General features: G+C 41.4%; 28 protein-coding genes. 15 read left to right on the top strand and 13 right to left on the bottom strand.

Annotation, left to right across the window (positions count from 1 at the left end; all coding sequences use genetic code 11):
• Both ACXAF2_RS23265 and ACXAF2_RS23260 read right to left on the bottom strand, forming a co-directional pair.
• The coding region (locus ACXAF2_RS23265; RefSeq protein ID WP_475142133.1) for an MATE family efflux transporter at positions 1 to 959 on the bottom strand (959 nt) is incomplete at its 3' end.
• A gap of 114 nt (positions 960 to 1,073) precedes the next feature.
• The gene (locus ACXAF2_RS23260) at positions 1,074 to 2,834 is read right to left on the bottom strand and encodes an alpha-glycosidase (RefSeq protein ID WP_475142132.1); all 1,761 of its coding nucleotides are present in this window, start codon (positions 2,832 to 2,834) and stop codon (positions 1,074 to 1,076) included.
• 291 nt (positions 2,835 to 3,125) lie between these two features.
• Between ACXAF2_RS23260 and ACXAF2_RS23255 the strand changes: the two genes are divergently transcribed.
• From ACXAF2_RS23255 to ACXAF2_RS23235, 5 genes are all read left to right on the top strand, one after another.
• The gene (locus tag ACXAF2_RS23255) at positions 3,126 to 4,406 is read left to right on the top strand and encodes an extracellular solute-binding protein (protein WP_475142131.1); all 1,281 of its coding nucleotides are present in this window, start codon (positions 3,126 to 3,128) and stop codon (positions 4,404 to 4,406) included.
• A 150-nt stretch (positions 4,407 to 4,556) separates the two neighbouring features.
• Positions 4,557 to 5,843: a carbohydrate ABC transporter permease gene (locus ACXAF2_RS23250; RefSeq protein ID WP_475142129.1), complete on the top strand. Its 1,287-nt coding sequence runs from the start codon at positions 4,557 to 4,559 to the stop codon at positions 5,841 to 5,843.
• A 1-nt stretch (position 5,844) separates the two neighbouring features.
• Positions 5,845 to 6,687 carry a sugar ABC transporter permease gene (locus ACXAF2_RS23245; RefSeq protein ID WP_148993371.1) on the top strand — a complete coding sequence of 281 codons (843 nt, stop codon included), beginning with the start codon at positions 5,845 to 5,847 and terminating at the stop codon, positions 6,685 to 6,687.
• 38 nt (positions 6,688 to 6,725) lie between these two features.
• The gene (locus ACXAF2_RS23240) at positions 6,726 to 8,264 is read left to right on the top strand and encodes an alpha-amylase family glycosyl hydrolase (RefSeq protein ID WP_475142127.1); all 1,539 of its coding nucleotides are present in this window, start codon (positions 6,726 to 6,728) and stop codon (positions 8,262 to 8,264) included.
• 144 nt (positions 8,265 to 8,408) lie between these two features.
• Entirely contained in the window at positions 8,409 to 9,440 is a 1,032-nt protein-coding gene (locus tag ACXAF2_RS23235) for a LacI family DNA-binding transcriptional regulator (protein WP_475142126.1), read from the top strand.
• A gap of 66 nt (positions 9,441 to 9,506) precedes the next feature.
• On the opposite strand, the gene ACXAF2_RS23230 is transcribed toward ACXAF2_RS23235, so the two are convergent.
• The 5 genes from ACXAF2_RS23230 to ACXAF2_RS23210 all read right to left on the bottom strand — a co-directional run bounded on the left by ACXAF2_RS23230 (position 9,507) and on the right by ACXAF2_RS23210 (position 13,815).
• Positions 9,507 to 10,376: an SDR family oxidoreductase gene (locus tag ACXAF2_RS23230; protein WP_475142124.1), complete on the bottom strand. Its 870-nt coding sequence runs from the start codon at positions 10,374 to 10,376 to the stop codon at positions 9,507 to 9,509.
• Positions 10,377 to 10,687: 311 nt separating this feature from the next.
• Entirely contained in the window at positions 10,688 to 12,040 is a 1,353-nt protein-coding gene (locus ACXAF2_RS23225; RefSeq protein WP_475142123.1) for a CoA-disulfide reductase, read from the bottom strand.
• Positions 12,041 to 12,109: 69 nt separating this feature from the next.
• A complete protein-coding gene (locus ACXAF2_RS23220) occupies positions 12,110 to 12,601 on the bottom strand; it encodes a YajQ family cyclic di-GMP-binding protein (RefSeq protein WP_475142122.1) in 492 nt (163 codons plus the stop codon).
• 167 nt (positions 12,602 to 12,768) lie between these two features.
• Positions 12,769 to 12,900 (bottom strand): DUF3941 domain-containing protein, encoded by a 132-nt coding sequence (locus ACXAF2_RS23215; protein WP_148968441.1) that lies wholly within the window; start codon positions 12,898 to 12,900, stop codon positions 12,769 to 12,771.
• 57 nt (positions 12,901 to 12,957) lie between these two features.
• Positions 12,958 to 13,815, bottom strand: a complete 858-nt coding sequence (locus ACXAF2_RS23210) for a DegV family protein (RefSeq protein WP_475142120.1) — start codon at positions 13,813 to 13,815, stop codon at positions 12,958 to 12,960.
• Between the two features lie 187 nt (positions 13,816 to 14,002).
• Between ACXAF2_RS23210 and ACXAF2_RS23205 the strand changes: the two genes are divergently transcribed.
• Together ACXAF2_RS23205 and ACXAF2_RS23200 are read left to right on the top strand one after the other, a co-directional pair.
• Complete coding sequence (locus ACXAF2_RS23205; protein WP_475142119.1) at positions 14,003 to 14,857, top strand: YitT family protein; 855 nt, start codon at positions 14,003 to 14,005, stop codon at positions 14,855 to 14,857.
• A gap of 54 nt (positions 14,858 to 14,911) precedes the next feature.
• Positions 14,912 to 15,649, top strand: a complete 738-nt coding sequence (locus tag ACXAF2_RS23200) for a BsuPI-related putative proteinase inhibitor (protein ID WP_475142118.1) — start codon at positions 14,912 to 14,914, stop codon at positions 15,647 to 15,649.
• A gap of 45 nt (positions 15,650 to 15,694) precedes the next feature.
• Here ACXAF2_RS23200 and ACXAF2_RS23195 read toward each other — a convergent pair whose 3' ends face one another.
• The 3 genes from ACXAF2_RS23195 to ACXAF2_RS23185 all read right to left on the bottom strand — a co-directional run bounded on the left by ACXAF2_RS23195 (position 15,695) and on the right by ACXAF2_RS23185 (position 16,965).
• Positions 15,695 to 15,886, bottom strand: coding sequence for a DUF3813 domain-containing protein (locus ACXAF2_RS23195; protein WP_044337708.1), 192 nt, complete (start codon positions 15,884 to 15,886; stop codon positions 15,695 to 15,697).
• Complete coding sequence (locus tag ACXAF2_RS23190; protein ID WP_181778135.1) at positions 15,886 to 16,035, bottom strand: hypothetical protein; 150 nt, start codon at positions 16,033 to 16,035, stop codon at positions 15,886 to 15,888. The genes ACXAF2_RS23195 and ACXAF2_RS23190 overlap by 1 nt, the downstream gene beginning before the upstream one ends.
• Positions 16,036 to 16,149: 114 nt before the next feature.
• Positions 16,150 to 16,965, bottom strand: a complete 816-nt coding sequence (locus ACXAF2_RS23185; RefSeq protein ID WP_475142116.1) for a Cof-type HAD-IIB family hydrolase — start codon at positions 16,963 to 16,965, stop codon at positions 16,150 to 16,152.
• 183 nt (positions 16,966 to 17,148) lie between these two features.
• Here ACXAF2_RS23185 and ACXAF2_RS23180 point away from each other — a divergent pair, with 183 nt between their 5' ends.
• Both ACXAF2_RS23180 and ACXAF2_RS23175 read left to right on the top strand, forming a co-directional pair.
• A complete protein-coding gene (locus tag ACXAF2_RS23180) occupies positions 17,149 to 17,922 on the top strand; it encodes a prolyl oligopeptidase family serine peptidase (protein WP_475142115.1) in 774 nt (257 codons plus the stop codon).
• An 84-nt stretch (positions 17,923 to 18,006) separates the two neighbouring features.
• Positions 18,007 to 18,315, top strand: coding sequence for a metal-sulfur cluster assembly factor (locus ACXAF2_RS23175; protein WP_044337705.1), 309 nt, complete (start codon positions 18,007 to 18,009; stop codon positions 18,313 to 18,315).
• Between the two features lie 189 nt (positions 18,316 to 18,504).
• On the opposite strand, the gene ACXAF2_RS23170 is transcribed toward ACXAF2_RS23175, so the two are convergent.
• On the bottom strand, positions 18,505 to 19,197 hold the full coding sequence (locus tag ACXAF2_RS23170) for a Crp/Fnr family transcriptional regulator (RefSeq protein WP_475142114.1): 693 nt from the start codon (positions 19,195 to 19,197) through the stop codon (positions 18,505 to 18,507).
• A gap of 72 nt (positions 19,198 to 19,269) precedes the next feature.
• Positions 19,270 to 20,079 carry an undecaprenyl-diphosphate phosphatase gene (locus ACXAF2_RS23165; RefSeq protein WP_475142112.1) on the bottom strand — a complete coding sequence of 270 codons (810 nt, stop codon included), beginning with the start codon at positions 20,077 to 20,079 and terminating at the stop codon, positions 19,270 to 19,272.
• Between the two features lie 204 nt (positions 20,080 to 20,283).
• On the opposite strand from ACXAF2_RS23165, the gene ACXAF2_RS23160 reads away from it, so the two are divergent.
• Together ACXAF2_RS23160 and clpB are read left to right on the top strand one after the other, a co-directional pair.
• Positions 20,284 to 20,463, top strand: a complete 180-nt coding sequence (locus tag ACXAF2_RS23160; RefSeq protein WP_113969938.1) for a YjzC family protein — start codon at positions 20,284 to 20,286, stop codon at positions 20,461 to 20,463.
• Between the two features lie 156 nt (positions 20,464 to 20,619).
• Positions 20,620 to 23,220: an ATP-dependent chaperone ClpB gene (gene clpB / locus ACXAF2_RS23155; RefSeq protein WP_475142111.1), complete on the top strand. Its 2,601-nt coding sequence runs from the start codon at positions 20,620 to 20,622 to the stop codon at positions 23,218 to 23,220.
• 27 nt (positions 23,221 to 23,247) lie between these two features.
• Here clpB and ACXAF2_RS23150 read toward each other — a convergent pair whose 3' ends face one another.
• Positions 23,248 to 23,430, bottom strand: coding sequence for a DUF2929 family protein (locus tag ACXAF2_RS23150; RefSeq protein ID WP_148968450.1), 183 nt, complete (start codon positions 23,428 to 23,430; stop codon positions 23,248 to 23,250).
• Positions 23,431 to 23,701: 271 nt separating this feature from the next.
• Between ACXAF2_RS23150 and ACXAF2_RS23145 the strand changes: the two genes are divergently transcribed.
• From ACXAF2_RS23145 to ACXAF2_RS23130, 4 genes are all read left to right on the top strand, one after another.
• Complete coding sequence (locus ACXAF2_RS23145; protein WP_148968451.1) at positions 23,702 to 24,445, top strand: hydrolase; 744 nt, start codon at positions 23,702 to 23,704, stop codon at positions 24,443 to 24,445.
• Positions 24,446 to 24,467: 22 nt separating this feature from the next.
• Complete coding sequence (locus ACXAF2_RS23140; protein ID WP_475142109.1) at positions 24,468 to 25,184, top strand: hypothetical protein; 717 nt, start codon at positions 24,468 to 24,470, stop codon at positions 25,182 to 25,184.
• 114 nt (positions 25,185 to 25,298) lie between these two features.
• Positions 25,299 to 26,267, top strand: a complete 969-nt coding sequence (locus ACXAF2_RS23135) for a BMP family ABC transporter substrate-binding protein (protein ID WP_475142108.1) — start codon at positions 25,299 to 25,301, stop codon at positions 26,265 to 26,267.
• Complete coding sequence (locus ACXAF2_RS23130; protein ID WP_148968454.1) at positions 26,264 to 26,452, top strand: ComZ family protein; 189 nt, start codon at positions 26,264 to 26,266, stop codon at positions 26,450 to 26,452. The genes ACXAF2_RS23135 and ACXAF2_RS23130 overlap by 4 nt, the downstream gene beginning before the upstream one ends.
• Positions 26,453 to 26,874 lie beyond the last annotated feature (422 nt).

Raw genomic sequence — 26,874 nt, 5'->3', positions numbered from 1 at the left:
ATAGCGATCTTTAAACTTTTCAAACACCGTTCATAGGCGCTGTCAAATTGTTTCGCTCCGATCATATGACCAATGATAATTTGAGTTCCCTGACTGATCGCTACACTGAATAAAAAGATAAACATCATCAGGTTTTGTGCATACACCTTGGTGGTCAATGCGTTCGTTCCGATACTTGCAATGAAATACGTAATGACCATTTGGGAACCATTATATGATAAATGTTCACCTGCAGAGGGAATCCCGATGCGCAATAAATTTTTCACATGAGAAATAGGTAAATGAAATAATCTTCTAATTGGAAGGGCATTGGGAATTCTTTTGGTAATCACGATGATGCTCACGATAAATCCGATAAGTCTCGAGACAATCGTGGAAATCGCTACCCCTTCCACCCCTAAAACAGGAACGCCAAATGGACCAAAGATAAATAAATAGTTTCCGATCACATTAATGATATTCATTCCGATCGTAATGTACATGGCGTCTTTCGTGTATCCATAGCTCCTCATAATGGAACCGGCTGTCATGATCAATGCCTGGATGAAGGCGAATCCTCCAACGATCTTTAAATAAGAAGAGGCTTCATTCATCAGCGATCGAGGAAGATCCATTGAAAGCAGGATCGGTTCACTGAAAAACACAAGGGCGAGACTGAGGAAGAGACCGAATCCTAAGTTAACGGCAATGGAAACGATGGATACCTCTCCAGCCAATCGGTCCTCCCGGGCACCAAGATGCTGAGCAACAAGGATGGCAGTACCTGTTGCGACAAATCCAAACATGACAATAATGAGAGAGAGGATTTGGTTGGAAACCCCGACGGCTGCGACAGAGTCGTCTGAGTACTGACTGAGCATTAACGTATCGGCATTTCCCATCAGCATATGAAGAAAGATTTCAATGAAAATCGGCCAAGTCAAGGCGAAGAGGGTCATGTTTTTTTGATTCTTGCTCATATATTTTCTCCTTTAGCTGGCCAGGGAAAGGCACCTGGTCATTCTGATCGATTTAAATAGATAAGGGGACTAACCGTTAAGGTGTAGTCCCGCTTTTTTACGAACTAAGCTTTATTAAAATTTCAGGATGGCAAATCCATACCCTTCAAGTGCCACTTCAATGGAATCTGCTTCAGCGGCAAAATCTTCACCACTCCACAGATTCGTGATTTTCTTTCCTTTTAATTCAAAAGGAAGGGAGTAGGTGGTGGATTCTTCACTACAGTTCAAGAGAACAAAAATGGTTTCTTTTCCATCTGATTTAGTGAAGGAAAGGCATTGTTCATGAAGGTCTCCTGGTAAAAATGTCAAATTACCCTCATTGCTTAACAGTGGATACTCCTTGCGAAGGGAGATGTGTTTCTGAATATGACTGAACAGTTCTTCGTTATGTTGTTCTTTTTCCCAAGGGAAGCACTTACGGCACCCTGGATCCTGTTCACCAGTCAGGCCGATTTCATCTCCATAGTATATACAAGGTGTGCCTGTGAAAGTGAGCATGAACGTGTAAATTTGTTTAGCGCGTCGGATATCTTCGCCGCACTCTGTTAATACGCGAGGTGTATCGTGACTCCCGACAAGGTTGAAATTCACTTCATTTACATTCTTAGGATACATATGAACGACGGAGGTCATATTTTCTGCAAATTGTGATGGGGATATCGTTTGCTTTGCGAATAGATTCAATAGATTTGTCGTGAAAGGATAGTTCATGACTGCATCGAATTGATCTCCCCGTAACCATGGCATTGAATCGTGCCAAATTTCTCCTAAAATATATAGATCCGGCTTTATACGCTTCACTTCTTTGCGGAATTCACGCCAGAAGTGGTGATCGACTTCATTTGCAACATCCAGACGCCATCCATCGATATCAAATTCCTTTATCCAGTATCGGCCAACCTCTAATAGATAATTGCGGACATCTTCATTTTCAGTATTTAATTTCGGCATGGAAGGTTCGAATGCAAAAGTGTCATAATTAGGCGGCTTACTTTCTATATCCAAAGGAAATTCGTTTGCATGGAACCATTCTTTAAAAGGGGAGTCCTCACCGTTCTTAAGCACATCCTGAAACTGGTCAAAATAGAAGCCGCTATGATTAAAAACGGCGTCCAGCATGACTTTCATTTCATTATCATGACAGACCTTGATTAATTCCTTCAATGTTTCTTTCGTCCCAAACTGTGGGTCGATCTCGAAATAATCAATCGTGTCATATTTATGATTGGAATGCGCTTTAAAGATAGGGGTAAAATAGATCCCGGAGATCCCAAGCTCTTTTAGATAAGGAACGTTCTGGATTACACCATCTAAATCCCCTCCGAAGAAATTCGTTGGAGAGGGGTCTGTACTATTCCAATCCAGTGTTCCTTCAGGATCATTCTCCGTATTTCCATTTGCGAATCGCTCCGGGAAGATTTGATACCATACTGTATCCTTCACCCAATCCGGTGCCTGAAATACATCGATGGTATTCAAGAACGGGAAGCAGAAGTAATCCCCGATATCAGTTGAAGGAGTACCATTAAATCCTTTTTCTCCATAAAAGACTTCTTCTGTTCCGTCATGGAGAAGAAAACCGTAACGAAGGCGTCTGAAAGGAGGGGAGATGGGAGCGAACCAATAATCGAACAGGTGATCAGTTCCGGTTAATACCATCTCCTTACGATCGTATATCCATTTTCCTTCTTCCCATTGATAAGGATCTCCGTGCAGGAGTGTGACGTTTTCTACATCATTCTTCTTCGTGCGAATCCGTATGTGTAATTCATTTTTAGTGCAAGCGTATGCATAGTTATCTTTTGGTCTATGATAAATGGCTTCCAGTAGCATCTCAGGTCCTCCTCATTTTCATTTCATTTAAAGAGTATTCTAAAGCAACAATGTTGTCAATAAGGGGTCTTCAATCTAGTGAAGCGTTTTCTTTTCTTTCTCATCAACGTAAAAAATTTTCAAAAAAGTATTGTCAAAGCAGATTTAGTTTGTATAATAAGAAGTAGGTTGTGCAATCGTTTTCACAAAGAATGTAAGCGATATCTTTCGAGATTAAGTCATAGTATGTGCAAACGTTTGTTCAGTCTAACGGAAAGCTCAATATTTTCACCATACTTAGGAGGGGTCGAGATGAAAAAAGCGTTATCATTATTGATGGTAATCATGCTTGTACTAGGGGCGTTGGCTGCTTGTGGTCCTAATCGTGAAGAAGGATCAGGAAACAACGACAGCGGAGAGAAAAAAGCTGACGATGCAAACAAACCTGAAAAACTGGTTGTCTGGGAAGATCAAGAGAAAACTGGGTGGCTGGATGAAGTAGGTGCTAAGTTCGAAGAAGAAACTGGCATCAAGGTTGAAGTGAAAGAAGTCGAAATGGCTACTAAGATGAAAGAACAATTACGTTTAGACGGTCCTGCGGGAACTGGTCCAGACGTTTTAACATTACCACATGACCAAATCGGTGAGCTTGCACTTGCAGGTCATATCGCAGCTTTAGAAGTTGAAGGAGACGTTGAAGAGCGTTTCACTGAATCTTCTATGACGGCGGAGAGCTATGATGGAAAACTATATGGTCTTCCAAAGTCCTCTGAAACACCGGTATTCGTTTATAACAAAGCGTTAATGGAAGAAGCTCCAAAAACAATGGATGAAGTATACACATTCTCTAAAGACTTCACTAAAGATGGAAACTACGGTTTCTTAGCTCTATGGGATAACTTCTACTTCGCTCATGCACCAATCGGTGGATTCGGTGGATATGTATTTGCTGAAGAAGATGGTGCATTAGATGCGAAAGATCTTGGTTTAAACAATGAAGGTGCTGTAGAAGGTACGGAATATATTCAAAAATGGTACACAGAAGGTTTATTTCCTAAAGGTATCGTTGGTGAAAATGGTGGATCTGCAATGGACGGCCTGTTTGGTGAAGGGAAAGTTGCTTCTGTCATGAATGGGCCATGGTCTTTCCAAGGATACAAAGATGCTGGAATCGATATTGGTGTATCTGCTATGCCTAAACTTCCAAATGGAGAGCCAATGAAAACATTCATGGGTGTTAAAGGATGGCACGTATCAGGCTACTCTGAAAATAAAGAATGGGCTCAAAAATTCATCGAATTCATCACTCAAGATGAATACGCGAAATTACGTTTTGAACAAACTCAAGAAGTTCCAACAAACCAAGGGTTGATCGACGATCCTGCGATCGCAGAAAACCCAGGAGCTAAAGCGGTTGCTGAGCAATCTCAATATGCGGTTCCAATGCCAAACATTCCTGAAATGGGAGAAGTTTGGGGACCAATGGCTGACTCACTTCAAACCGTCGTGACAGGCAAGCAAGAACCTAAAGCGGCTCTTGATGCAGCTGTAAAGCAAATTCAAGAAAACATTGATGCCAATCACTCAAACTAATGAATAAATATAGCGGTACCTTCTCACACTGAGAGGTACTGCTATCCTTTTAAAGACCCATTCAAGGGCTTTTTAAGGAAATAATGACTTCTTTTCTTAAAAAGCTCTTGAAGCTTATCAAAATTGTGAACGTAGAAAGGGGAATATAGGATGGAGCAACAATCCTATCAAACAAAACATAGAAAAACAGCACTGGCCCTTTCCCTAATCCCTGGATTAGGTCAGATGTATCATAGACAGTTTCTAAAAGGCGGATTCTTCCTGATCATGACTGCCGCTTTTATTCTTGTCTTTAGAGATTTGATCGGCTACGGATTATGGGGGATTACAACGCTTGGGACAGACATCTCATACGGAGATCATTCCATTTTCTTAATGGTATACGGAATCCTGGCAATCATCGTATCAATCTTCGGAATCGGATTCTACCTGTTTAATCTTCGGGACGCCTATAAAAACGGAGAAAAGAGAGACAGAGGAGAGAAGCTAAGTACGATTCGGGAACAATACCGAAATTTAGTAGACAATGGCTTTCCTTATCTCATTATGTCTCCTGGGTTCTTACTACTCGTATTCGTGGTCATCTTCCCGATCATCTTTGTTATCTTACTGGCGTTTACAAATTATGATCTGTATCACTCACCGCCGGCTAAATTAGTCGACTGGATAGGGATTCAAAACTTTGTTGATATTTTCAAGATTGATATTTGGAGAGAAACATTCATTACCGTACTAGCCTGGACACTGGTTTGGACATTCGGTGCCACAACGCTTCAAGTTGCCCTTGGTGTATTCCTTGCCATCCTGGTCAATCAAAAAGATTTAAAGGGAAAGGCAATCATTCGTACCGTGTTCATCTTACCTTGGGCCATCCCGGCTTTCGTTTCCATCCTGGTTTTCGCTGGTATGTTCAATGAATCTTTCGGAACGATTAACCGGGATATCCTAGGATTCTTCGGCATTGAAGGTTTACCATGGATGACGGAGCCGATGTATACACGGATTGCCCTGATCGGTATTCAAGCCTGGTTAGGCTTCCCATTCATCTTTGCCATGACAACGGGGGTACTGCAATCGATTCCTGACGAGCTTTATGAAGCAGCAACGGTGGACGGGGCATCAGCTTTCCAGAAATTCAAGAACATTACGTTGCCACTCGTGCTTTTTGCAACGGCACCAATCATCATTACGCAATACACATTTAACTTTAACAACTTTAACGTTATTTACTTATTCAATGGTGGAGGACCTGCCCTGACAGGACAAAATGCAGGTGGAACGGACATTCTGATTTCGTGGATCTACAGTCTGACTATGACATCCGCACAGTATTCAAAAGCCGCTGCCATCACATTATTATTATCCATCATCGTTATTACAGTAGCGATCTGGCAGTTCAAGAGAACGAAATCATTCCAAGAAGAGGATATGATGTAAAATGAATATGAAGAGACAGAAACTCATACGTTTAACACTTTCATACGCAGCCATCGGAATCATGTTTGCCATCATTCTTTACCCGGTTGCATGGATCATCGGATCTTCATTTAACCCAGGTCAAAGTTTATCCGGTTCATCCATCATCCCCAAGAATGCAACATTGGCACATTATAAAGAACTATTCGATCTGGAACAAAGTAATTATATGCTCTGGTACTGGAACTCGTTAAAAGTAAGTTTATCAACCATGGCACTTACGGTTTTACTGGTCAGCTTAACGGCTTACTCTTTCTCACGTTACCGCTTCGCAGGTCGCAAAAATGGATTGATGACATTCCTGATCCTACAAATGATTCCTAACTTTGCTGCCTTAATTGCGATTTTCGTTTTAGCACTATTAACAGATTTATTGGATACTCATATTGGATTGATCCTTGTATACGTTGGTGGACAAATTCCAATGAATACATGGTTAATGAAAGGGTATCTCGATACGATTCCTAAAGAGCTTGATGAATCAGCGAAAATGGATGGAGCGGGACATTTGCGTATTTTCTTCCAGATTGTCATGCCCCTTGCGAAACCGATCATTGCGGTAGTAGCACTGTTTTCGTTCATTGCACCATTTGCAGACTTTATCATTGCCAGTATTCTACTGCGTTCAGAAAAAATGTACACATTACCGGTTGCCCTTTATGATATGGTAGCAAAACAATTCGGAGCAGAATTTACAACATTCGCTGCAGGTTCTGTCCTGATTGCAGTACCAATTGCCCTATTATTCCTGTTCTTCCAGAAATACTTCGTTTCAGGATTGACGGCAGGGGGTACAAAAGGATAATCTTATAGGCGTTACTAACAGTTTTAGGAGGAGCGGAGATGAAAAGAAGAGTATTATCTCTCATTTTAGTCCCGTTTCTTCTTTTTTACGCCCTTCCGGTAGGTGCAGTTGAAAAAGAAGAACGAAAATGGCAGGATGAGACCATTTATTTTCTAATGGTCGATCGCTTTAATAACGGGGATACGAGCAATGATAAAAATGTGGACACCAAAGATCCTAAAGCTTATCAAGGCGGGGACTTTCAAGGTGTGATCGATAAGCTGGATTATATTAAGGATATGGGATTTACCGCCATCTGGCTGACCCCTGTCTTTGATAATCAACCACTTGGATATCACGGGTATTGGATTACAGATTTCTATAAGACAGAGGAACATTTCGGATCCATCGATACGTTTAAAAAGCTTGTAGATGAAGCACACAAACGTGATATGAAAGTGATGTTGGACTTCGTTGTAAACCATGTCGGACCCGAACACCCTTGGGTGAATGATCCTGAAAAATCGGACTGGTTTCATGAGAATCAGCCGATGAACTTCGATAATGAAGAAAGTCTGCAAAATGCGTGGTTATATGATCTTCCCGATTTAAATACAGAAAATCCAGAAGTGAAAAACTACCTATTTGACGCCGCGAAATGGTGGATCGAAGAAACAGATGTTGACGGATACCGTTTGGATACTGTTCGTCACGTACCACAAGAATTCTGGACTGAATTTAGCCAAGAGGTTAAGTCAGTCAAAGAAGACTTCTATCTTCTTGGTGAGGTGTTCGATCGCGACCCCCAGAAGATAGCGAAGTATAATGATGTAGGAATTGATGGATTTGTTAACTTTCCTCAAGCAGAAGAGATGCGTTCTGTATTCCAAAAACCGGATACATCGATGGATCGTCTATTTAACTTCTGGAAATACAACGAAACGTACTATGAAGATCCTTACTTAATGGGAACTTTTATCGATAACCATGATATGGAGCGTTTTACGAGACTGCTTGTTCAAGAGAAGCTCTTCCCTGGTACCAGGTGGAAGCTCGCTCTGACGTATATGTATACGACTCCAGGGATACCGATCGTTTATTATGGTTCAGAAATAGCCGTAGATGGTGGGAATGACCCGGATAATCGACGCTTTATGAACTTTAGGGCAGATGAAGAATTGATAGATTACATCACTCAATTAGGGAAGCTTCGTCAAGATTACCCCGCCCTTACAAGAGGGACGATAGAACCCATCTATGAAAAAGACGGTATGGGAATATTTAAGCGTACGTACGGGGATCAAACCCTCGTGATCGCCATAAACAACACAAGTGAATCTCAAAAGGTTCAATTGAGTGAAGATGATTTAGCAGAAAATAGTGAGCTGAAAGGGCTATTAACCACAGATCTGGTACGTATTGATAAGGATGGAAATTATACGATCATAGTCGATCGTGAAGAATCAGAGGTTTATTCCCTTAAACAGAAGAGCGGATTGAATTATCCTTACCTACTGGCACTCGGCACTGTGTATGTCCTCTTCTTACTCTTTATTTATTTTGTATGGAAGCGTGGAAGGAAGAAAAAACAATCATGATTTGATGCGGGGCTCAGTCTATGAGCCCTGCAATTCCTGATTTTTTAAGAATATTGAAATGGAAGCGTTTTATTGATTGTAAAAATAGAAAAAGCAGCCCTCTACACCTAAGAGGGTACAAAGTTCAAAGAGGGGGTGGAATGAATGGCGGTCACCATCAAGGATGTTGCAAAGCTTGCAAACGTAGCTCCATCTACGGTTTCGCGTGTTATTGCAAACAATCCAAGAATCAGCGAGAAAACAAAGCAAAAAGTGAGAGAAGCGATGGAACAATTAGGATATCATCCTAACTTCATAGCAAGGAGCTTGGCAAATCAATCTACTCAAGTATTGGGGCTTGTATTACCAGGTTCAGCTAGTACTTTCTCACAAAACCCTTTCTTTCCGACCGTTTTAAGAGGACTGAGTGAAGGTGCGCAGGAAAAACAATATGCCCTTCAAATGTCTACAGGTCAATCTGAAGAAGAAATCTATGAAGGCGTCGTCCAAATGGTGCAAGGGGGAAGAGTGGACGGAATCATCCTTCTTTACTCAAAAGTGGAAGATAAGGTGATGAACTACTTAAAAGATCGTAATTTTCCATTTGTCGTCGTAGGGAAGCCATATAAATATTGTGAAGAGATCACTCATGTGGATAATGACAACTACCGGGCAACGAAGGAAGTAACCGATTATCTCCTGGAGCTTGGTCATGAGTGCATCGGCTTTATAGGTGGCGACCTCAACCTCGTGGTAACCGTTGAGCGACTATTAGGTTATGAGAAGGCTTTACGTAATGCCGGGATTGACATGAAGGACGAGTACATCATTCATGAAGAATTTCTTCGTGAAGGAGGTCGTGAAGCCATTAATGAACTGATGCAATTAGACGCTCCACCAACGGCTCTGGTAGTGGCCGATGATTTAATGGCATTAGGGGTACTGAACACACTGGATGAAATGGGCATCCGTGTTCCTGAAGACATCTCCATTGTGAGCTTCAACAATGTATTGCTGGCTGAAATGTCCCGTCCGCCGCTCACGTCTGTGGATATCAACATATTCAATCTGGGAAATGAGGCAGCCAAAAGCCTGATCCAAAAGATTGAGAACCCGAAAGAGCCGATCAAGAGAATCATCGTGCCGCATCAGCTCGTTACAAGATGCTCTTGCAGTGAGCGAAAAGAGAAAGCATAATAAAAAGCGACTGAATCGTTGGAAACTCCCTTTATTGGAGAATCGAATGCTTCAGTCGCTTTCGTTTTATCCGTTAATAACCGTTCCGCCATTAATATGAATCATCTGTCCTGATACGTAGCTTGAGTCTTCGCTTGCCAGGTATACGTAAGCAGGTCCTAATTCATAGGGTTGGCCGGCACGTCCAAGTGGAGTATTCGCTCCAAACTCAGATACCTTTTGAGAGCTGAAAGTGGACGGAATCAGCGGCGTCCAAATCGGGCCAGGTGCCACGCCGTTAACCCTGATTCCATCGGATGCAATGTTTTCTGCAAGGGATCGCGTGAAACTGACAATGGCCCCTTTAGTAGAAGAGTAATCAATCAAATCCTTATTCCCCTTATAAGCTGTGATAGAAGCCGTATTGATAATGGAGGCTCCTTTTTTAAGATGAGGCAAAGCTGCTCTTGTTAAGTAGAACATAGAGAATACATTCGTTTTGAATGTACGCTCCAACTGCTCGTCACTTATATCCGCAAGCCCTGCCTGAGGATGCTGTTCGGCAGCATTATTCACCAGGATATCAAGCTTGCCGAATTCAGACATGGTTTTGTTCACGATGTCTTTACAAAACGTGGAGCTTCCAATATCACCTGACAGCAGGATGCACCGTACACCTTCTGCTTCTACTAATTCCTTCGTTTTATTCGCATCTTCATGTTCATCTAAATAAGATATCGCGACATGGGCGCCTTCCCTGGCATAATACCATGCGACCGATCGTCCAATCCCGCTGTCCCCTCCGGTAATGAGTGCGACCTTCCCGTCCAGCTTTCCACTACCCTTATAATTTTGATCCGTATGAATCGGTTGGGGGTTCATCTCATCCACTGTGCCGGGCTGATGATCCTGGTGCTGAGGGGGGAACGTTTGCTTCTGATTTTGTTGTTGTGACAATGAAAACACTCCTTTGATGATTTAGGTTATCTTAGGATAGTGTTTACCCGGAAAAAATAATTATTAACGTGTTTGTTTTGGGAGATTTAGCAAGTTTATCGGACGAATGGTTGTGTGATGCTTTTTTGATTTAGGACCAAGCCATTTGATGTGTGATAGAGCGGTGACTGAAGGAAATCCAGCCGATTTTTAGGGTAATCCGGTCCAAATCGGAAAAAAACCAGCCGTTTAACAGATTTATCCATTATCAAAGTTATCAAAATGCATACTCATACAAAAACAGGCCCCTCCCGAGAGAAGCCTGCCTACAATTATTCTTTTTCCTTCAATCCGGCACCCTTATACCCGATCATATTCAACAACCCTTTCGGAGAAGAGAAGGGAGGGGCATAGCAGGTTTCGATTTCCTGGAGTTCGGTAATGGTCAGACCTCCGTAAATGGCAGTGGCAAGAACGTCGATTTGCTTGTCTACCCCTTCGCCACCCACTACATTTCCTCCAAAGAGCTTTCCGGTGTCAGGACTAAAATGGACTCTCACATACACATCATGAGCACCCGGATAGTAGCCGGCATGTGACTTTCCTTTATGCACGGCTGTTTTATACGAATAACCCTTTTCATTTAATTCCTTCTCACCTAATCCGGTAGATGCAATGGAAAGGTCAAAAACCTTCGCAATTGCAGTACCAAGCATCCCCTTAAAAGGTACAGGGCTTCCTGATAGGTGTCTTGCGATAATGTAAGCTTGTCGATGTGCAGGCCATGCAAGGGGAACCTGTTTTGGGGTCCCGTCAATAAGGTCGAGGGACTCTACCACATCACCGACTGCATAAATGGAGGGGTCGTCTGTTTGCATAAACTTATTACTGACGACACCGCCAGACTCTCCTGTTGATAAACCGGCTTCCTTAGCAAGAAGGTTATTAGGCTTTACACCTACCGAAAGAAGGATAAAGTCTGACTGAAACGTTTCTCCGCTATCCAGTTTCAGGGTATTTTCTGACAGCACCTCTTTCAGACCATCATTGGTGTACAGCTTAACACCTTGCTCCTTTATATGCTCTTGCAGTTTGAGGGCAGTTTCCTCATCGATTACACTGATCACATGTTCCGATCTTTCAACCAGGTTGACTTTCATCCCTAAATGAGTGAAGTTCTCGGACATTTCGACTCCTATGTAGCCCCCTCCGATAATGGTACAGACTTTTGGCTTTGAGGTTTCAACGAATTGCTTGATCCTGTCCATGTCTTCAACGGTTCTGAGATGGAAAGCAGGAACTTTATCTAGTCCCGGGATGTCAGGGATAAAGGGGGAAGCCCCTGTTGCGAGCACGAGGTAATCATATGCTTCTTCGTAATCCTGGTTTTTGTCATGATCTCTCACAAGTAAAGATTTTTTATCACGGTCAATTTTTAGCGCCTCATGATGCATGCGGACATCGATGTTTTTTTGTGTATGTAATTTTTCAGGTGTGGCTGCAAAAAGACTTTCACGGTCTTTAATGACTTCACCTAGGTAATAAGGCATTCCACATGCCCCGTATGAAAGATAGGATGTCTTTTCAAGAAGGATAATCTCTATTTCACTATCCAGTTTTCTAATTTGTGATGCAGTGGTGGCTCCGCCGCCGACTGCCCCAATAATGATGACTTTTTTCTTCATGTTTTTCCTCCTAAATGAAAGAAGACTAATGGTTATATTGTACCCATTAGACTTCTTTGAATAACCGGATTATCGGAAGTTTACGTACTGTACATCGATAGAAAGATCCGCCTCACGGATCGCAGCGATGATTTTTTGAAGATCATCCTTGCTTTTTCCAGTGACCCGTACTTGATCATCCTGCACCTGACTCTTCACTTTTACGCCGGAGTTTTTGATGATGGTATTGATTTTTTTTGCATTTTCTTTATCGATTCCCTGAACGAGCTTCGCACGCTGACGGACGGTTCCGCCGGATGCACCTTCAAGCTTGCTGTAGTCAAGATTCTTAACAGGAACATTACGCTTGATGAGTTTGCCTAGAAGAACATCCTTTAACTGATTCATTTTAAATTCATCATCAGATACGAGAACGATTTCCTCTCCATCTAATTTAATGTCACTCTTACTTCCTTTGAAGTCATAACGTGTTTGAACTTCCTTCAGCGCAATTTGAATCGCATTACTCACTTCAGACATATCCACTTTCGATACAATATCAAATGAACTCTCTTTTGCCATATGTAACCCCTCCATAGTATTATCTCTTTCATTATAGACAACCTTTGATGGTGCATACAACTTCTATGAATGCATTGGGGGGATTTTTAGAGAAAATAAAAAGCACCAGCTCTATAAAGAACTGGCACTTTTTCGTATCCAAGCCTGAAACTGCCCAAGGCAATCCCCTACAAATGATCCGTCTTCTTAGAAAACTGGTTCTTCCCTGCTTTACGATTCACTTCTTTGATCTTATTTTTTTCCTGGCGCAGGGCATTGTTGTCTCTGGCCTTTTTTTCGTTATCAGATGTATGTGGCATTGTGATTCTCCCTTCGAGTATATTCTTCTCTCATAGTATGAGGAAGAAGAGGGGAGTTTATGAATGATCGTTTAAGAAAAATATGGCTAAGGTGCCTGTGCCTGTATGAGAACCTATGGCACATCCAATAATACTGATATATACATCTTTTGGTGAGAACTTTTCTTGAACGAGCTTCTTCATTTCAAGAGCAAGTTCTTCGTCGTCTCCGTGGCTGATGGCGATTACTTGCTTGGAGAGGTCTTCACCCCGTTCTTCCATCAAGTCGAGAATTCGTTTGAGAAGCTTCTTTTTCCCACGCAATTTTTCAATCGGGACAAGCTTTCCATCTTCTACATGTAGGAGAGGCTTGATGTTGAGCAATCCTCCAAGAAAAGCTGATGCTTTTGATACTCTTCCGCCTTTTGCCAGGTATTCAAGATCTTCTACGGTGAATAGGTGTTCCATATGCTCTGAGTGAAAACGGGATGCTTCGATAATTTCTTCTTTACTCCCACCATTCTGAAGCAGTTCAGCAGCCTTCATGACAACTAATCCATAGCCAAGTGAAGCGCACCTTGAATCGATAATGGTCAAATCAAGAGCGGGGTGTTCCTCTTTCACCTGATCGCGAATCATCACAGCCGTTTGGTACGTCCCTGACAATTGTGAGGAAAAGGCAATGTAGATACCGGATTGATTCGATTCTGCAAGTTCTGTGAACTTCTTCATGAAAAGGTCCGGTGATACTTGAGACGTTTTTGGCATATGTCCTTCCCTTATTTTATTGAATACGGTTTTCGGCTCGATGTTGACCAGGTCCTCGTAATCCTGACCATCAATATGTACTTTCAGTGGCAGCAGTTCTATGTTGTGTTCGTTGAAATATGCAGCAGGTAGGTCGCTTGCACTATCAGCAAATAATTTTACTGTCATCCTAATCATCCTTTGGTTATTCTATATAGCTTTAGTCTAGCTATATTTCATTCAAATAACAATCCATAGAATATGATTTTAAGGTAAAAAGTATCATTATCTTCTTAAAGGATGAATATCAGGATGAGTTTAGTTAAGATGTATTGTGGAACATAGAAAATAACAACTAGATGTGGGAGGTCTGTCAATGTCGAGAGATCATGTTCAGTTAGAAGCGAAGAAGTTTTTCGTAGTGTTAATAGGAGCAGTACTGGGTGCCATTGCGATGAATTTTTTCCTGATACCGGCAAATGTTTATGCAAGTGGTTTTACAGGGTTGGCTCAGTTATTGTCCAGTGTGTTAAAAGAATTTGCACCATTTAATATATCAACAGGTATTTTATTATTTATTTTAAATATTCCTGTGACCATCCTGGGGTGGCTTAAAGTTGGCCGTTCCTTTACTGTGTACAGCTTCATTTCAGTATTTCTGACGTCCTTATTCCTGGAAGTGATTCCTGTGATTAAATTATCGCCTGATATCCTTCTAAACGCCGTCTTTGGCGGGGTCATTGCCGCGGTGGGAGTTGGAATCACGTTAAAATGGGGTGCATCTACGGGAGGGATGGACATTATCGCCATGATTCTTTCCAGAATGAAAGATAAGCCTGTCGGGTCCTATTTCTTTCTGATGAATGCGGTCATCATTACTTCTGCAGGATTTCTTTACGGGTGGGAAAAAGCATTGTATACGTTAGTGACGTTGTATGCTTCAACTCGTGTCATTGATTCCATCCATACACGCCATGAAAAACTCACAGCAATGATTGTGACAAAAAAATCCAATGAATTAAGAGAAGCCATCCATTCTAAGCTTGTCAGGGGGATCACCACTCTGCCTGCAAAAGGGGCTTTTTCAGGTGAAGCTAAGGAAATGCTAATCATTGTCATTTCACGGTATGAACTTTACGAGCTTGAACATACCATTAAAGATGTAGATCCCGACGCATTTACCAATATCGTGCAAACGACAGGGATATTCGGATTTTTTAGAAAAGATTAGATTCTTAATATTAACAAATACTAGAGGTGAACTTGAATAGAAAGGGGTATCACCTTGAAGGCATTTGTTTATATACTTGTTAGTTCTTTCCTGCTCATTAGTGTACCTTCTCCGTTGAAAGCAGAGAAGGCACCTCTGATCTTTTCTGTAAAATCTTTTCCGGGGGAAGAAGGATCTCAGATCAGGCTCGTTCTTTATAATAATAGTGAAGGGGATAAAAAGATCACCTTCCCTACGAGTCAGATGTTTGACTTTACAGTCAAAAACAAAGCGGGCAAAGTGGTCTATCAGTACAGTCAGGGGAAATCATTCCTCCAGGCGTTTCAAACCCTTACGTTGAAAAAGGGTGAATCGAAGATTTGGAAAGAAACATGGGATTACAAGCATGAAGGGAAGCGTGTCCCAAAAGGGCAATATACGATTGAAGCACAGCTGATGGGGGAGGACATGAGTGGATTTAATCATCCTTTGCGAGCTGAGGATTCATTCTCGGTTCCAGATGAAAACCCGTCCTTTAGAGGTGTAAAGGTACTTGAGGTGAAAGGGCGTGTTTCCATCCATGGACAAGCCCGGGTATCAGATGGCAGTTTTTATTATTCGGTAGAGGACGGACATAGAGTGCTTTTAAAAGAAACTTTATTCAAGGTTAATAAAGAAGCGCCAAACTGGACTGATTTTTCCATCATTCTTCCTGAGCTATCAGGTAGTGCTGAGAAGGTCTTTATAAGTCTTTATGAAAGGGATAAAGGGGATGGAAAAATTCTTCATCGATATGTCATCTCCATTCCGTGAAATAAAACAAGGGTTGTCCAAAATGGACAACCCTTGTTTTATTCATTATGACAGGCGGTTTAACTCATCTTGAAGTGCATGAAGCTGCTTTTGTTCTTCAACATTTGAGTTAGCGTAAGCAGAGGACAACGCGTTTTTCGCTTTATCAATGGACATTTGAGCGTTTTCTCCCGTACTGCATGCTTGTTGGGCAGAATGAACAGCGTTTCGGGCCTGTTGGAATAATGGATTACTCATTACTCCATTCCCCCTGGCCCTTCGCCATGTGAAGCAAGTTTTTTAGCCTCTGCTTCAGCATACGTCAGATGGTACGGAATACGTTCATCATGTTTTGTTACAGCGATTTTACCTTGTTGTACAAATCGTTTCGATTTATTTCTACCCATCACTACCACCCCTTTTGCAAGTTGGAACGCATGATGCGCTCCTTTTTAGTATGGCTAAAGTGGTGGAGGATTACAGTAAGAAGATATACCCACAGCTTCCAAAAACGATCTGGATTAGAGATTAAAACGTTTTTGCAGGTAGCGTCCGATCCCGTCGTCTTCATTCGAAAATGTCACTTCATTGGCAATATCTTTAAGGGGGTCAATGGCATTCCCCATGGCAACTCCTGTGCCTGCATATTCAAGCATTTCAAGATCGTTATCTTCATCTCCGAATGCAATGATCCGTTCTTGCGGAATATTTAAAGATGAAGCAACCCGTTCAATTCCGACAGCTTTATTCAATCCTGACTTAACGATTTCGATGATGTGCCACGGTGCAGCCCAGCGACGGTGGTCAATCAATTCTGCATGAACATCATCCAGGTGTGCACGAATCTCCGGAACATCTTCTTCTTCAGCGTGAATGAGCATGGAAGTAGGATGATCAGAAAGTACATTTCGGATGTCTCCAGTTGAGATCGCTGGATTACCCATCATGAACACGTCTATGATCTTTTCATCATGGTAGTGCAGATACACATCATCCATCACTTCGGCAACAATGTTGCGGTATTTAAAATCGTCACATGCATCGATGATTTGTTTCGCCACCTTTATATCCATCGGTTCGTGATACAGTCCCCATGAATCGTCATTAGGATGATGCACGAATGCGCCGTTAAAATTCACTATCGGAGTAGTTAGCTTTAATTGTTGATAATACAATTCACTTGCACGATAAGGCCTGCCTGTGGCAATCATCACCTCGTGTCCTTTCATGCGTGCTTTTTTTATCATATCATGAGTTTTTGATGAGATTTTCTTCTCATCCGTTAATAGTGTTCCGTCTAAATCCAAAACAATCAGATGTTTTTCTTGTGCGTTCATGAATACAAATCCCCAATCTTATTGGTATTAAGGCAATTTTAGCGCCAGACATTGAAATTTGTCTACCTCAGCATCATATCATTTAAAAAATGTTTACAAACGTTACGATTTAAATATTATACATACTACCAAATCTAGGATATCATAGTAAAGTGAAATGCATTCAGGAGGGAGAGGCCACACATGATCATAGTTGATAAATCAACCATTCAAAGCATTCCATTTCTTCACCTTGTAAAAGAAGAGTATATAGATAAGCAAGTCCCGGTATGTTTTTTTATCCATGGGTTTACAAGTGCTAAGGAGCATAATTTACATTACGCCTATTATCTTGCGGAAAAAGGATTTAGAGTGATCCTTCCCGATTGTTTAGAGCATGGAGAACGGTCGACAGGCAAATCAGAGCATCAATTAGGACAAGTATTCTGGAAAATCGTCTTAAATACGATTCATGAATTATCAATTATGAAAAGTCATTTTGACGAAAAAGGGCTGCTCGTTCATAATGGTGTCGGAGTTGCCGGGACCTCAATGGGTGGGATCGTCACACTTGGAGCGTTGACTCAATATGATTGGATCTCTTCTGCCGTCTCGCTTATGGGGAATCCTACATATGTGAAGTTTGCTCAAGCCCAGTTGTCCCAAGTTGAATCATTAGGATATGAACTTCCATTCAGCGAAGAAGAAATAGAGAAGATGTTAAGTGAACTGGCTCATTATGACTTAAGTCTTCAACCTGAAAAACTTAGCGGCAGACCATTGATGTTCTGGCACGGAAAAAGGGACAAAGTCGTTCCATTCAACCTGACACACGAATTCTACCAAAGCATCCTTCCATACTATGAATCCCAGGAAGATAACCTGTTATTTATAGAAGATGATAAAGCCGATCATAAAGTATCGAGAGAAGGCGTGTTAAAGCTTGTTGAGTGGTTCGAGAAGCATTTATCAGCCTAACGTTTTGTCTTACGCCTGTTTATTTGTTAAGATGAGTAATGAATATAGATATGGAACAAGCATATATAGCAAAGGAGTGTAAACATGGATCAGGATCTTAAAGATAATTTGATGGGTGCACTGGAACAAGTGGTTGACCCTGAATTAGGAATAGACATTGTCAACTTAGGTCTGGTATATGATGTAGATCTGGATGAAGAAGGTAAAGCAACGGTCACTATGACACTTACCTCAATGGGATGCCCGCTGGCCGGTACCATCGTCGATCAAGTGAAAACAGCCCTTAGTGACATCCCTGAAGTGAAGGAAACAGAAGTAGACATCGTCTGGAATCCGCCTTGGAGCAAAGACAACATGTCCCGCTATGCTAAAATTGCATTGGGGATTAGGTAACACGAAAAGCGGAAGGGGCTCGCCCTGGGGCGACAAGCATAAGCCAAGTGACCCGGAAAGGCGCTCTTTGCCTTTTTGGGTCACTTGGCTTATGACCTCGAGGGTCTAGCCGCCGGAGCTGGACAAGTAATAAAAGCCGAGGATGCAGTATTTCTACTGCATCCTCGGCTTTATTCATGCATATGGTCATCAATCAATCCGACAAATCGAAACCGGACAGTTCTCACAATCGATTTCATCTTTGAGAAAATTCAAATCAAGTATCGTGATATATCCTTTTACCCACATCAGGACATTCTCTTTCTTCAATTCACTCAGTAACCGATTCACGACTTCCCTGGAGGAACCACAGAAATTGGCCAACTCCTGATTGGTTAACGGAAAATCAATCAGTATGCCATTTTCAACGGCTTTTCCATAGCTGTTGGACATGCGGATCAGTGTAGAATAGAGTGCACCTTTTTTCCCGTGAAGAACCAAATCGCGAAACTTCGTTTGATTTTGCTGATTTTGTATTTGAATCCATTTTAACCATTGGATGGTGAGAATGTTATCACCGGAAAGCTTTTCTTCAAAGACTTCTTTGGGTAATACATAAATCTCTGTATTCTCAAGGATCTTCGCACTGAGCATATAGTAAGCTTCTTTCGTAAATAACGTTAACTCCCCGATCACATCGTCACTTGAACATATGCGTAATGACAACTCCCGGCCATCAGGAATCACTTTGCTGATTTGAATTCGACCGCTTTTGATTAAGTATAACTCGTGAGCAGGTTTCCCTTCTTGAAACAGGAAAGTTCCTTTTTTTACGGTTTTTAACTTATTTTTCTCGAAGAATAATTGTTTAATCCCGGAAGGAACTTCTAGAATTTCACTCATGGAGATCACATCATTTCCATCGTAATGTCTTATTCTAAAGCTTACCAAAGGAAATAGACAGATAGAAGGGTTTTAAGAGAAAATTAATACAGCAGCTCCGACAACGGCACAGTAAATGGCAAAATATTTCAAGTTTCCTTTAGCCATAATATTCATGAACCACTTTAATGAGAAGTATGAAGCAATAAGTGACGCAATGAACGCGACTAAGTAAGGAATGGCCATTGAAGCAAGGTTCGGATCCTCGATCAAATCACTTATTCCGAATACCATAACCCCGACACTTACTGGGATATACAGCAGGAAAGAGAAACGTAAAGCCGTTTCAGCTTTCATCCCGCTTGCCATTGCCGCAACAATGGTTGCACCTGAACGACTGATTCCAGGAATAAGCGCTACTGCCTGTGCAAGTCCGATAATGATAGCGTCTTTCACATTTAAGTCGCCATCGTTTTTTCTTCCTCGAAGGTTACGGATTAACCATAGGGCAATACCTGTAATAATAAGCGTAATTCCTACTGTGATAACAGATGTTAAATGTTCCTCTATCACGTCACCGAATAAAACACCAATCACACCTGCAGGAATCGTACCAATCAATAAGTAAACAATGAAATGAAAATCACGTTTCGTTTCAGGTGTTTTATGTTTGAAATAGCCTAAGCCATTGACGATCAGGCGCATGATGTCTTCACGGTAAATGATGAGGACAGCCACTAATGAAGCTGTATTAACCAGTATTTCAAATGTTAGGGTAGCATCCTTGATTCCAAGGAAATGCTGGGCTAATAGTAAATGCCCACTGGATGAAATCGGGATTGGTTCAGTAAATCCTTGAAAAATCCCTAAAAATAAGTATTTCATAATCAGATAAAAATCCATTGTGTTTCCTCCAACCTTTTTTTCTCCACAGTTTTTAATTTAACACCATAAAGGGAAAGACTGTAAAGCCTTTTTCCAAATGTTAACCGAACCGTAACTTGTTTATCATATAAAGCATTCTGATATCCTTCATCTGGCATGCATGAATGCTCGGCCTTGTAGAAAAATAGTAAGGAAGCATCGCTTCGAAAAGGAGGGGTAAGAATGGGCCAGTCACGACAGTTCAAAGCTGGGGAAAAAGCACCCAATAATGGAGAATATATCGAAATTGGTGAAACAGGAAGTATGGTGAAAAACCCGCAGAAACTACGGTTAAATGCGGGGGATCGATTTCCTGAAAACTCCAACCATAATCGTCTATGGACGTATATGAGAAAACCTTAACCCCATAAAGGAACAAGGATGCCGTGTCGACAGCTCACCTTATCAACGATGGTGACACTCAGAGGTACTCCTTGTTCCTTTTCTTTTCCTTTTTCCACCGGAAGATATATAATAGAAGAAAAGGTCAATAAAGGTCAAAATACGAGGTGAAACACGATGAATTTTGATAATATGACTCAAAGCATTCAAGAAGGTTTGGTTTTGGCGGGAGAGACCGCAAAAGAAAAGCTACATACAGATATCAGCCTTTTTCATTTATGGAAATCACTCCTCGGTTCAGAAGACAGTTTTCTCCGTACGATCTATGAACGTGCAGGAGTAGAAGCAGAGGACTTAAAGAAGTGGGTTGATACCAAGTTAAACAATATCCCTTCTGTAGAGGGAGATGGGCTGCAGTATGGCCGATTTTTCGCAAGTGATATCCATCAGCTCATGCAAGATAGTGATTCATTAAAGACTAAATGGGAAGATGACTATATCTCGATCGAACATCTGGCCCTTGGATTATTCCAGCAAAAGAACCACCCGATTACGACATACTTAACAAACCATAATGTAACAGAAAAGGCATTAAAGGAGATCATTGTGAAGATCAGAGGAGGGAGCAAGGTGACGACACAGAATCCTGAAGTTAAATATGAAGCGTTGAATAGATATGGAAGGGATCTTGTTGCGGAGGTGAAATCGGGAAGAATAGATCCAGTCATAGGCAGGGACAGTGAAATCCGCCACGTGATTCGGATCCTTTCCCGTAAAACGAAAAATAATCCTGTCCTTATAGGAGAGCCTGGAGTCGGTAAAACAGCCATCGTTGAAGGACTTGCACAGCGAATAGTCAGAAAAGACGTCCCGGAAGGCTTGAAGGATAAAACCATTTTCGAATTAGATATGAGCTCTTTAGTTGCAGGTGCCAAGTTCAGGGGTGAATTTGAGGAACGCTTGAAGGCTGTATTGCAGGAAGTGAAAAAGAGTGAGGGACGCATTCTTCTGTTCATTGATGAGCTCCATACGATTGTGGGAGCAGGGAAAACGGAAGGAGCCATGGATGCGGGGAATATCCTAAAGCCTATGCTTGCGAGGGGAGAACTTCATTGCATAGGTGCTACCACTCTCAATGAATACCGCAAGTACATTGAAAAGGATCCGGCTCTGGAAAGACGTTTTCAGCAGGTACTCGTTCAGGAACCAAATGTGGAAGATACGATATCTATTCTAAGAGGCTTAAAGGAACGATTCGAAATTCATCATGGAGTAAATATTCATGACCGGGCCATTGTAGCAGCTTCTAGACTTTCCGATCGCTATATTTCCGACCGTTTCTTGCCGGACAAAGCAATAGACTTAATCGATGAGGCATGTGCGATGATCCGGACTGAAATTGACTCAATGCCATCAGAATTGGATGAAGTGACGCGTAAAGTGATGCAGCTGGAAATTGAAGAAGCAGCTTTAAATAAGGAAAAGGATCCTGCCAGTCTTGAACGCTTGGATCGAATCCGTGAAGATTTAAGTAATCTGAAGGAAAAAGCGAATGCGATGAAGTTAAAATGGCAACAGGAGAAAGAAAGCATCGGGGTCGTACAGGAGAAGCGGGAAGAACTGGAGAAGCTCAGGCGCTTACTTGAAGAAGCAGAAAGTGATTATGATCTGAATAAAGCTGCTGAACTTCGTCACGGCAGGATTCCCGCTATGGAAAAAGAACTTGTTTCAGTTGAGCAGGAGATGATGAAAGAGCAGGAAGGGCGCTTGCTGCGTGAAGAAGTGACGGAGGAAGAAGTGGCAAATATTGTAGCAAGATGGACAGGGATTCCGGTCACTAAGCTTGTAGAAGGTGAACGAGAGAAGCTGTTGAAACTTGATCGCATACTGCATGAAAGGGTGATCGGGCAGGATGAGGCTGTTCAATTAGTGAGTGACGCTGTTATACGGGCGAGAGCAGGGATTAAAGATCCTAATCGTCCGATAGGTTCATTCATTTTCCTAGGTCCTACGGGAGTAGGAAAGACAGAGCTTGGGAAGACGCTTGCTCATACGTTGTTTGATAGTGAGGAGCAGATGATCCGAATTGATATGTCGGAATATATGGAGAAGCATGCGGTTTCACGCTTGATTGGTGCACCTCCAGGCTATGTTGGTTATGAAGAAGGCGGTCAGCTGACAGAAGCGATCAGACGCAAACCGTATTCGGTTATCCTGCTTGATGAAATTGAAAAAGCTCATCCGGAAGTATTCAATATTCTTCTGCAAATGCTCGATGATGGGAGGATAACCGATTCTCAAGGAAGGACGGTTGATTGTAAGAACACGGTGATCATTATGACCTCTAACATCGGATCCTCGCATCTTCTCGAACGAAGTAAGGGGGAAGAGGAAATTGATATAGAAACGAAGAACCTGGTCATGAGCCAGCTTCGTTCCTCTTTCAGACCGGAGTTCCTTAACAGGGTAGACGACATTATTCTCTTTAAACCATTGAGCATTGAGAATATAAAAGGGATCATCAGTAAGCTGGTGGAAGACTTGCAAAACCGAGTGGAAGAACAACATATCTCAGTGTCATTAACCGATAATGCAAAAGAATTTATAGCACAGGAAGCTTATGATCCGGTTTATGGTGCACGCCCTTTAATAAGGTACTTGCAGAGAGAAGTCGAGACCAAACTGGCAAGAGAACTGATAGCAGGAAATATCAGATCAAACGAAACCATCATCATCGACAAAGGGGAAAATGGTTTATCGATCATGAAGGATAAATAAAAAAGCAGCCGGATTAGGCTGCTTTTTTTAGTGCTTTTCAACTGGCTCGTTTGGAATAACAAGCGTGATAAGGAATACTAATACCGTTACACAAACCGATATAATCAATCCTGTTTCAAAGTGAAAAGCAGTTCCATTCATTGAACTTACAACGTAAGTTAACATTTCAGTCAGAGCAAATGCCCAGAAAAACATCCAGAAAAATCTCACGTCAAGTCACCTCATTCCTATGTAATCAACTAATAGATTATTAGAGTGTTCTAACCAATTTCAATCTTTTTTATCTTACCACAGGTTCATGAATTAATAAATGACTAATCTGTGAAATGTAAACCTTATCATATACTGGTAAAAATCTTTAGGGATACTCTGTTTTTTAACTAAATTTGCAAATATCAGAGGTTCTTTGGGCTATCTCCCTTACCAATGTTGTCTCCTTACATAAACTATAATGACTTACTATGTAAAAGGAGAAATTCTAATGTATCAGCGATTGTTTCAATTAGAGCAAGAGTGGTGCATGATTCATTATCCTGAACGCCCAAATGGATTCGCTGTAATGGTAATAGGAGATTCCCATCATTATGTAGACGATAAGAGCAGCTTTTGGGTTCAACATGAGGCACGCTACAAGTGGATTCAAGAACTGACCGCCAAAGGATACATTGTGTATTATAGTAATCTTTACGGAGCGAATTGGGGTAGCAATCAAGCCGTGCAGTTAGCCAAACGACTTTATCAGCATGTGAAACGAAATGAGATCATTAATGGAAAGATTCATATATTGGCTGAAGGAATGGGGGCTTTAGTATTGAAAAACCTCTATCCGAAAATGGAGCAGGACATTAGAAGTGCAGTTATGCTTGCGCCTTGCGTGTCTTTATATGACCATCTGGAACAAGAGAAGGAACAGAAATTCTTTTATAAAAAGGTAATAAAAGAACTCTCACACACGTTTCGATTGAAAGAAGAGGAGTGCGAATCCTTCATCAGTCAACAATCGAAGGACTACGAAGTATTTAAAAACATCTCGATTCCCCTTTACATTGTTCAATCAACGACTCTTAATCGTTATAAAAATCAATTCACTCTCATAAAAGATATATATACGGAGCGTTTAGAAAAAGGCACATCAACGGATTTGTTCTTTGTACTCCCAGAAAAACGTGCTTCTCTGGGAAGGAAGTTTGCTTCATACTTTTCTTTACATGAGAAAGAGTTATAACAAACACATTGGAGTGATTGACTTGAATCATGCATTCGTTTTTGCCGCTCAACAGTTTTTGGGATTTGAGCTTTGTGATTCCCTTCTTGAGAATGGATGGACCGTAACAGCAGTGGATGAAACCAAAGAAACAGAGGATAAGTGGTTAGGAATTGGAAGGAACTCAAACATTCAATATGTTCCTTATGAAGACTGGGATAAGGAAGTACAATCAGGATGCAGCGTGTTCCTTCCATACTATGATCAGGTAAGAGAAGATAAAGTAAGTTACTTGTCAGAAGTAGAAGGGTTGTTGTCAAAAATTGAACAACCCCTATCGATCATTCGAATTTATTCCAATCTGGACAGAAATCAAAAATGCAAAGAAGGAACCGTATTCTACCTTCCTACTCTGTACGGAATTCACCAGCCGTCAGAATTTCTGTTCGCTCAACTTTTAAATGGAGAAGATGGTGACTCTCCATACATTGATGATCCAAGTGGAGCGATCTATGTAAAAGACGCTGCCCGTTCTATCATAAAGCATTCATTCCATACAGAAGAAATATATAAGGTGAAAGCACTCTCAAATCAAAGCTGGAATGAAGCCTTATCGTATGTAACGAAGAAGTCTTTCTCTCCCGTCAGAATGGATGCTGAACCAAATGGAAAAGAGCTTATTGTCAAGCCGACCAAATCTCATGAGTCGGTCATAAAAGAACAATTAAGAGGCATTCATTTGCATGAAATTCAGGAATAAGAAAACTTTCTCTTTCCTTGTGGATAGGGATGAGGGTAAAATAAATATGATGTAATAATTTGCTATTGATTCTTTTTTATAGATGCTGCACGGGCTTTAAAGGAGTTGCTGCACATGAGTAAGAAATTTTACACCATTTTCATGATTGTATTACTTATTGGAATAAGTGGTTGTTCAACAGGAGACAGCGCTGAAATAGAAAAAGTTGGTTTACTGGTTCCGGAAACCGTAAACGATGGAGTATGGGGAACGAAAGGTTACAAAGGATTATTGAAAATTCAATCCGATTACAATGCAGACGTTTTCTATAAAGAGAGCATAAAGAATGATACATCAATTAAACAATCAGTAAAAGAGTATAGTGATGATGATGTTACCTTAGTGTTTGGCCACGGTAGTGAATATTCCGGGATATTTAACACCCTTTCCGGTGATTATCCCAACATGCATTTTGTAAGCTTCAATGGGAATGCCACAGAGGAGAATACAACAAGTCTACAATTTAAGGGCTATGCAATGGGCTTCTTCGGAGGCATGACAGCAGCTTATCAATCCAATACAGGTATAGTCGGGGTGATTGCTGCTTTTGAATGGCAACCCGAGGTTCAAGGGTTTATAGATGGAGTCAAATACCAAAATAGTGAAACGGAGCTCATTGTCGAGTACACCAATCACTGGAATGATCAAGATATCGCCTTCGAAAAGTTGGAGGGATTAATGAATCAACGTGTCGATGTTGTATATCCTGCAGGTGACGGCTATAATGTAGCTGTAATTGAAAAGCTGAAGGAAAAGGGTCTCTATGCCATTGGCTATGTCTCGGATCAATCTGATTTAGGGGAATCCACGGTTTTAACGAGTACTGTGCAGCATGCAGATAAGCTGTATAGCGTCGTTGCAGAAAGATTCGCGAATGACGAACTCGATTCTGGAAACCTCGAATTTGATTTTGAAGACGGAGTCATTTCCATGGGTAAATATAGTCCCGTCATTCCAAAAGATTTTCAAGATGAGATGAAGCAACATGTTCAAGCCTACATCGAAACAGGCAAATTGCCGAACGGAAAGGAATCGAAACAATGAATCAAGACAAAACGATGGAATTCATGCAGATTGCCATGAAGTACTTCCCACAAGCAAAAGAGCAACTGGATCAAGCGGGTGTTGAGTTCACTCCCGAAATGCTGCAACCATTCATGACGCTCTTTACACAAGTCATGAGTGAAGCCTATGAATTAGGCAAACAAGATGCCTTACATAAAGAGTAAGTGTACAGTAAAAAGGTTCATTGAATTTTTCAATGAACCTTTTTTTATTGACTCTTTTCGCTAAGATTGTTGTTTTCTAACATAGAATCTGCCAGGGCTCTGTCAACCAGTTTATGCTGGATGGTGAGGGGAACTGCTTCGCTTGCAGCTAGCGTTCGGCCGAGCCTCCTCAGCTTCGCCGAACGGGGTCTCGGCACGCCCGTACTTCCGGAGGAGTCTGCGCAGTTCTCCTCACCATCTTAAACAGTATTTTCATGACAGAGCATCAAGGTGTGCAAGAAAACAATGTAACAAGAAAAAATAATCTTTCTTAAAACGAAAATCACTCCACTTACCTTAAAGAAGATTGTTTGCTGAAATTCTTGTTGTTATTGTTTTCCATTAAGGATACATGCTCAGAAAGTTGATTGGAGCGGAAGGAG

This window comes from Rossellomorea sp. ABR4_004 (genome assembly GCF_056159585.1).
The sequence above is the reverse complement of the archived record's forward strand: the minus strand, read 5'-3'. Positions and strand labels throughout refer to the sequence as shown.